Here is a 4,378-nt window from a genome sequence, read left to right as displayed (position 1 = left end):
GTCACCCCGCAAGCCAAGTAGACCCGCACATTTCCTGTCGGCCCGATCATGCAGCCTCAACACACGCGATCAACGATGACAGCATCTTGCGTTCAATGTCCGCCGGAACTTTCAAACTGCGACCATTTCGTAGCTGGATCTTGATTAGCGCGGGCGCCCCGCCGGCCGCCGGCATCTGCCCGAGGCTTACGTCGTTGACCAGGTGGACCGGAAGGAACGTTGCTGACACATCGAAGTGGCTAAGCGTTTTCCGCCATAAACGGATCTGCGCAGGATAAATGTCATGGCGACGAGCGACATCGCCAATGCGAACACCCGGTTGATCGGCTTCAGCCAATATCGCCAGCTTCGCTTCCTTCGACCACCGCCGCCTACGCTCAACGCCGGAAATGATCTCCATGCGAGCCATACCAACCTCTCAGATCTGATATTAGTGTCAGCACTAATGCTGGTTCTAATGCCAGAACATCGCCTAACTGGCTCGTTCAGCAAAATCCGCTCACCGGACGCTCACGCTCAATGCACTCTTAAGTCCACTCTTAAGAGCGCAGACTCACGGGAGACGCGGAACTTCGCAAGGCGGTTCACGCCGAAGGGATACGGAAGAGCCGCTTGTGGTTCACAAGGTGACCCTCACGCCTGAGCAGCACATGTAGGCGTCGATATCCAAAGCGGCGGCGTTCATGGGCCAGCGCCTTCATCCGCTCGCGAAGATCATGGTCATCGCTGCGCGTGGTTTCGTAACGGATCGTCATCCGGCAAAAGCCGATGGCTTTACACGCCCGCCGTTCGCTCATCCGATGTTGGTCCATCAGATGCGCGACAGCTCGCCGCTTTGCTGCGGGCGTCACCACTTCTTTCCCAAAAGGTCTTTCAAAGCTGCATTGTCGAGCATGGCATCCGCCAGAAGCCGCTTCAGCTTCGTGTTCTCGTCCTCCAGCGTCTTCAGTCGCTTGGCTTCCGACACCTCCATGCCACCGAACTTGGCTTTCCACTTATAGATGCTGGCATCGCTGACGCCGTGCTTGCGGCAAAGCTCCGAGACCGGCGTACCCGCCTCGTGCTCCTTCAGAATGCCGATAATCTGTTCGTCTGTGAAACGGCTGCGCTTCATTCCCTGGTCCTCTCAATGGGCCAGAGCTTACTTCAAAATGGATTATTGCAACGGGGCAAGGTCACCTAAAATCCTTTCAATGACGGGGCGGACCATACATTTCGGCGGTGAGCGCGACGAACAGCCCACCTTTTCTTTTGTGAATGAGGCCTCGAGATAAGCTCTATCATTGATAGGAGTGGACCGGGATGGTTGGAGATCGCGCTGATGCCATGCTTGAAGTCATGGATGAAGGCATGCATGAAGCCAGGCATGAGGGAAAGTATCGGCGGATCGAGGTGATCACCGGTCGGCGGCAGCGGCGGAATTGGACTGACGAGGAGAAGGCGCGGATTCTCGCGGAGAGCGCAGAACCTGAAGTGAACATTTCGGCTGTTGCGAGGCGCTGGGGCGTCAATCGCGGCTTGCTGAATGTGTGGCGACGGGAAGCCGGACTAACCTCTCAACGGTCGGCAAAGACTAGTTTGCCGCCTGCCGTGTTCGTGCCGGTGACAGTGGTTGGGGATGGCGCACGACACGAAGGCTCGCCATCGAATGCCCCAGAGGTTCTCGCTGGCCGAATTGAGATCGAGATTGCGGGCGCACGCATGACGGTCATCGGCTCGGTAGCGCCTGAACTGGCGCAGGCGATGGTAGCGGCGTTGCGAGGGCGCCGGTGATCGGAGTTTCGCCAAATGGCGTGAAGATCATGGTTGCGACGCAACCCGTCGACTTCCGGCGCGGCATGAATGGCCTGGTAGCTTTGGTGGCGTCAGCCCTTGCGGCCGATCCCTATTGTGGCGACGTGTTCGTGTTCCGCGCCAAGCGTCTTGATCGGCTTCGCTGCATTTATTGGGACGGATCAGGCATGATCCTAGCGACGAAGTGGTTGGAGGCGGGCAAGTTCGTTTGGCCTCCGATCCGCGATGGCGCTATGCAGATGAGTGCCCAGGAGTTCTCGCTTTTGCTGGCCGGCATTGACTGGACGCGCGTCAAACGAAACGCGGTGAGGAGGCCCTCAAAAGCAGGCTGATCCTATTGGTTTTGCTTGAAGATTCAGACCCGTGTGGTAGGGTCTGTCATGCCGCTTCGACCCGATCCCTTGCCCCAGGATGCTGCGCAATTGACCCGGATCATTCTCTCGCTCGACGAAGAGAATGCCGATCTCAAGGCGCGCGTTGCCTTCCTTGAGCGCCAGCTCTTCGGGACGAAATCGGAGAAGATGACGACGATCGATCCAACGCAGGCAATGCTCGATCTTGGCGATCTAGGCGACATTCCCGTTGCTGCCAATGACGATGTCGCGCCGGTCGATGAAGACAAAACGCAGGCACGGCGATCGCCAGCCCGCAATATCGGCCGTTTGCCGAAACACCTTCCGCGTTATGACGAGCTCATCGAGCCAGCGAGCAAGACTTGCCCCTGCTGTTCGTTCGAACTTCATTGCATCGGCACTGATGTCAGCGAGGCGCTCGACATCGTGCCTGCAGTAGTCCGGGTGAAACGGACGATCCGGCCACGCTATGCATGCCGGGCTTGCGAGAGTGGCATCGTGCAAGCACCCGCACCAGCACGCATCATGGACGGCGGCATGGTGACCACGGCGTTTGCAGCCCATGTCGCCGTTTCGAAGTTTGCCTGGCATTTGCCGCTGCATCGCCAGGCGCAGATGCTGGCCTCCTGCGGCGTCATCATTGATCGCGGTACGCTCGGGGCATGGGTCACGCGGGTCGCCTGGTGGCTCGAACTTCTCTACGATGCACTCACCGCCTTCATCCGCTCGCAGCCGAGGGTGTTCTGTGACGAGACGCCACTTCCGCGCCTCGATCCGGGGCGCAAACGAACCAAGGTCTGCCAGTTATGGGCACAAGCGGTTGACGATCGGCCATGGAACGGTCCGGCGCCGCCGGCGGTGGCCTACATTTTTGCCGAAAGCCGCAGCGCTCGCGAGATCGAGGGGCAACTGTCGTCGTTCGCCGGCGTGCTTCAGGTTGATGGATATCAAGCCTATAAAACCATGGTCAAACGACGCGGCAAGAGCAACGTTGCCCCCATGCGGCTGGCCTTCTGCCTCGCTCATGCACGGCGAAAGTTCGTTGACGTCGTCAAACTGACCGGCTCTTCGGAGGCCTTGTCGATCCTTGCCAGGATTGCCGAAATCTATCGCATCGAAGCAAAACTACGAGGGGAAGATGAAGATACCCGGCTTAGCGGCAGGCGTCGTGAGGCAGCTCCCATCATGAGAGAACTGAAGGTCCATCTCACCGAACTGAGCGACGAGGTGTCGTCGAAATCGGCACTTGGCAAGGCAGTCACTTACATGCTCAACCACTGGAGCGGATTGACAGCCTTTCTAGAGGATGGCCGGATCGAGGTGGACTCCAATGTCGTCGAGCGTTCCATGAAATCCGTGGCTTTGACGAGAAAGAACTCATTATTCGTGGGCAACGAGCGGGGTGGAAAGACCTTCGCTGTCCTGGCATCGCTCGTGAACACGGCAAAGCTTAACGGCGTGGACCCCGACGTCTGGCTTGCCGATGTGCTGGAGCGCATCATCTCCGGCAAAGTGAAAGCCAACGAGATGGAGAGCCTTTTGCCTTGGGCCTGGAAGGCGGAACGCGAAGCGATGACACAGCAGGAGCGACAAGCGGCATGACACAGAACAGCCAGGAGATGACGCCGCGACCGAAGCTCGATGACGACGCATTCGAAGCCTTTATCAGGAGACGTCGTCCGCCATCGCCTATCTGGTCAATGAGCAGACTCGATGGTTATCTTACGGCCCTCATCATCGGCCCCAGGTTCATCGACCCACGGCAATGGATCCCGGAACTGACCGGCCCGGATGCCCTAAACCTGCCGATGGAAACAACCGAACATCGGGCCGTGCAGACGATCGTTGCAGAGTATAATCGGATATCTGCAAGCCTTTCCGAGAGACCGAAAGACCACCGGCCAAGGTTCACCCAGATCGATGATCAGACCCTTGATCCATTTGATTGGGACATCTGCTTTCTCATTGGAACACGACACGCGCCAAGGCTTTGGCAGCCTGTCCTTCGAGGTCATGCCGTCACTGGGGATATCATTGCGCCGATCCGCAAGCTCGGCGAGGTAAAACGGAAAGCGACCCACCAGGATGCTGCTGCCGTCGCCGAAGCACTCGTCAATATCCGAACCTATTTTATGCCGAAGCGGGCAAAGCAGAAGTTCTGACCGAGAGCCAGAAAGCCAGAAACCTATTTAGTCAAATCACGAAAGCCGTGGGCCATTCGTTGCGCTCAC

5 protein-coding genes and 1 pseudogene are annotated in these 4,378 nt (G+C 58.1%); 4 read left to right on the top strand and 2 right to left on the bottom strand.

Going from position 1 to position 4,378, the window contains the following annotated elements; all coding sequences use genetic code 11:
- Positions 1 to 46 precede the first annotated feature (46 nt).
- On the bottom strand, positions 47 to 400 hold the full coding sequence (gene tnpA, locus AS026_RS03880) for an IS66-like element accessory protein TnpA (protein WP_160330090.1): 354 nt from the start codon (positions 398 to 400) through the stop codon (positions 47 to 49).
- A 196-nt stretch (positions 401 to 596) separates the two neighbouring features.
- Positions 597 to 1,114, bottom strand: a pseudogene (locus AS026_RS40970) (transposase); the annotation flags it as partial.
- 188 nt (positions 1,115 to 1,302) lie between these two features.
- Between AS026_RS40970 and tnpA (AS026_RS03865) the strand changes: the two are divergent.
- Genes tnpA (AS026_RS03865) through AS026_RS03850 form a run of 4 tightly spaced genes read left to right on the top strand, consistent with a single transcriptional unit; the run spans position 1,303 to position 4,309 of the window.
- A complete protein-coding gene (tnpA, locus tag AS026_RS03865; protein ID WP_062368489.1) occupies positions 1,303 to 1,773 on the top strand; it encodes an IS66-like element accessory protein TnpA in 471 nt (156 codons plus the stop codon).
- Complete coding sequence (tnpB, locus tag AS026_RS03860; protein WP_028749713.1) at positions 1,770 to 2,126, top strand: IS66 family insertion sequence element accessory protein TnpB; 357 nt, start codon at positions 1,770 to 1,772, stop codon at positions 2,124 to 2,126. Before tnpA (AS026_RS03865) ends, tnpB begins: the two co-directional genes overlap by 4 nt.
- 48 nt (positions 2,127 to 2,174) lie before the next feature.
- Positions 2,175 to 3,749, top strand: a complete 1,575-nt coding sequence (tnpC, locus tag AS026_RS03855) for an IS66 family transposase (protein WP_028749712.1) — start codon at positions 2,175 to 2,177, stop codon at positions 3,747 to 3,749.
- Positions 3,746 to 4,309, top strand: a complete 564-nt coding sequence (locus AS026_RS03850; protein WP_062368490.1) for a UPF0149 family protein — start codon at positions 3,746 to 3,748, stop codon at positions 4,307 to 4,309. The genes tnpC and AS026_RS03850 overlap by 4 nt, the downstream gene beginning before the upstream one ends.
- Positions 4,310 to 4,378 lie beyond the last annotated feature (69 nt).

Origin of the sequence: Rhizobium altiplani (genome assembly GCF_001542405.1) — a bacterium.
GTDB classification, from domain to species: Bacteria; Pseudomonadota; Alphaproteobacteria; order Rhizobiales; family Rhizobiaceae; genus Rhizobium; species Rhizobium altiplani.
Note: the sequence above shows the minus strand (reverse complement) of the source record. Positions and strands in the feature narration are given on the sequence as shown.

Bases quoted from the DNA above. Each gene is read 5' to 3' on its own strand.
- tnpA (WP_160330090.1), bottom strand. From the start codon at position 400: ATGGAGATCATTTCCGGCGTTGAGCGTAGGCGGCGGTGGTCGAAGGAA.
- tnpA (WP_062368489.1), top strand. From the start codon at position 1,303: ATGGTTGGAGATCGCGCTGATGCCATGCTTGAAGTCATGGATGAAGGC.
- tnpC (WP_028749712.1), top strand. From the start codon at position 2,175: ATGCCGCTTCGACCCGATCCCTTGCCCCAGGATGCTGCGCAATTGACC.
- AS026_RS03850 (WP_062368490.1), top strand. From the start codon at position 3,746: ATGACACAGAACAGCCAGGAGATGACGCCGCGACCGAAGCTCGATGAC.